Source organism: Ilyobacter sp., assembly GCF_041583315.1.
GTDB lineage: Bacteria > Fusobacteriota > Fusobacteriia > Fusobacteriales > Fusobacteriaceae > Ilyobacter.
The window spans coordinates 1-2853 of sequence record NZ_JBFHGC010000379.1; the positions used below are offsets into that span (position 1 = coordinate 1).

Annotated in this window: 3 protein-coding genes; all 3 read right to left on the reverse strand. The window is 33.1% G+C overall.

The window, feature by feature from the left end; translation table 11 throughout:
• A partial coding sequence (locus tag ABZA26_RS11680; RefSeq protein ID WP_372714698.1) for a four-carbon acid sugar kinase family protein occupies positions 1-446 on the reverse strand: 446 nt, incomplete at its 3' end.
• Entirely contained in the window at positions 443-1105 is a 663-nt protein-coding gene (locus tag ABZA26_RS11685; RefSeq protein ID WP_372714699.1) for an aspartate/glutamate racemase family protein, read from the reverse strand. The genes ABZA26_RS11680 and ABZA26_RS11685, both read right to left, overlap by 4 nt.
• A gap of 106 nt (positions 1106-1211) precedes the next feature.
• Entirely contained in the window at positions 1212-2285 is a 1074-nt protein-coding gene (locus ABZA26_RS11690) for an isocitrate/isopropylmalate dehydrogenase family protein (protein WP_372714700.1), read from the reverse strand.
• Positions 2286-2853: the final 568 nt, after the last annotated feature.

Here is a 2853-nt window from a genome sequence, read left to right on the forward strand (position 1 = left end):
ACCAGATCAGAGCTGGTCATTGGGTGTACGGGATCATTAGCAAAGTTTGAATTTTCCAGAAGCTCTCCGTTTACCCTGTGGATACCATGTATAGTAGTTCTTCCGTTTTTAGGAAAGGCAAGGCTGATTATAGCAAAATCTTTTTTTAATGCATCCATCATAGCATCAAACTCAACCCCTATATTACCTCTAAAAACAGAGCAGGTCTTTTTATGGAAAATTTCACATCCTGCTTTTTTCAATATTTCTGCTGATTTGTAAACTTTAAATCTACTCAATTCTAAAGGATCCAATCTGCTGTCTGTATCGATAATCAGAACGTCACAGTTATTTTCAGGTTGCATATCCTCTTGAAAAGTAAGAATTTTTACAGAATACCCATTTTTTCTGAACATTATTCCTATATCATTAGCTCCTGTGGTGTCATCTGCTATTACTCCGATCATTTTGTCTTGCCCTCCTTTATTTCTTCTAATATTTTTCTGGCACTTATTTCAGGGCTTGAAAAGACAGATTTATTACATAGTTCAAAATTTTCAAGAGCACTGGTCATAGACATTTGAGCCAGAACGATTACATCATATTCAGATGAAAATTCTTTTATTTTAAGTTGAATTAATCTGTCATGTTCATTTTTATTTCCATTTTTCAGCTCATCAAAGGCTTTATCAACTATCTGTCCTTCAACTATCACGTCAGCTTTATTTTTATCTGCTATTTCTTTTATAAGCTTTAATGTTGTATACCTTGCAGCTTCGATAGTTGTCAGGACTCCTATCTTCCCACCGATATTTACAACCTGTTCAAGCATAGCCATATCAGCACTGAGGATGGGTATACTGACAAATGATTTTATATTGTCCACATAGGGTGAAAAGGCTGAACACGCTAAGAGTATTCCGTCGGCACCGCTTTTTTCTGCGTTTTCCGCCATTGAAATAAGCCTTTTTAACATATAAAACTCTATTTTATCATTATTTTTTAGTTCATACATCAACCCTTCATCTAAGAAATTCATTAATTCGATAGTGGGATCTAACTTGTTGAAAGTATTTATTATGGGGTTCATTGAATTTATTGTTGTATGAATCAGAGCTACTTTCATAACACTACTCCTTTTGATTTTGATAATTAGATGCTATAAAAAAGATATTCCACCTACAGAAAAGAATCTACAGGTGGATATCTAAATTTTGTACTCAAACTGTTTCTTACATTACTTTTAAAGTGTTTACTACTTCTTGTGTAAAGCTTGTTGTCGATTCTTTTCCCCCAAGGTCTCTTGTGCAGACCCCTTCAGTAAGGTTTTTTTCTATAGCAGCTTCTATAAGGAAGGCCATTTCATTCATTCTCTTGTCTTCATGTTTGTCAGCAAGCCATTTTAGAAGCAATGTTCCTGATAAGATCATTCCTACAGGGTTGGCAACGTTTTGTCCACCTATATCAGGAGCTGATCCGTGAGCTGCCTGGGCCATAGCCTGCGTTTCGTTACTGTTGATTGCAGGAGCCAGTCCGAGACTTCCTGAAAGTTCTCCGGCCAGGTCAGAAAGAATATCTCCAAATAAGTTTGTAGTTACAATTACATCAAAATCTTTTGCTCTTCTTACAAGGTGTACAGTCATTGCATCAATATGGTAATCTTCTATCTCTACCTCAGGATAGAACTCTCTTCCCACTTCATAACATGTGTCTCTGAATAATCCATATGCCATCTGAATAACATTTGCCTTGTGAACGATTGCTAATTTTTTTCTTCTGGACATTGCCATTTTAAATGCTTCGTGAGCAATTCTTGTTGTTGCTTTCTTTGTAAACACACCAGTTACCAGGGCTATTTCCGGAGTTACAAGAAATTCTCCACGTCCCTTGAACATGTTTCTGTCTGGCATAAATCCCTCTGTATTTTCACGGAAAAGTACTAAATCCATTCCGTCTACCACAGATTTTATTCCAGGTGCAGGTTTGATGGGTCTTGCATTTGAAAAAAGATCAAAATGGTGTCTTATTGTTCCGCTTGGATTTAACTGTGAACTCCATTCTTCCGGGTAAGCTGCCGAATCATGTGGCCCTAGTAACCATGCATCACATTTTGTAAGTCCTTCTTTAGTTATATCAGGTACAGGATTATTGTATTTTTCAATACCTTCCCAACCTAAAGGTAATTTTTCAAATTCTATTTCGATTCCAATTTGTTTTGCTGCGGCTTCCATGATGTCAACTGTTGATTTTACAATCTCCGGTCCGATTCCGTCTCCGTATAAAGCTCCTAATTTATAATTTTTCATTTGAACCCCCTTATTAATATTAGTTTTTTCTACTTGAGTTAAGTATAACGTAGATTGAAAATCAAATAAAATACAATATTTCGATTGAAAAAGATAATGAAAAGTTATAGTTATTGACCTTTTTAAGTTAAACTATTAACCAATGTGAAAAAAATATAGCAAGATTAATATAACAATAAAGGATATCAATAAAATCAGAATAAATTATTTTGATTATTATGAAATATTTAACTTGGACTTTATTTATGTAATTATACTGATATCTGAAATAATTATTAATACTTGGTTTTTGAAGAAGTGACTTAAAAATAAAATATTTTTTATAGATTATAAGCTGTTATTTTTTGAAATTATTAGTTATACTTGTTTTTATTATGAATTTTTTCTAAATCAACTATTATTTTTATAATAATTAATAAGACATCCATTTAAAAGTATTTTTCTGTCAGTGTCGTTTAGATTTTTTAATTTCAGAGTAAATTTTATTATTTCGTCCCTAATAAGGTAAGCTGTTACATAATCTTTCTTTTCTTCAAGGGCTTTTTTAACATCAGTAATAAAAATATAA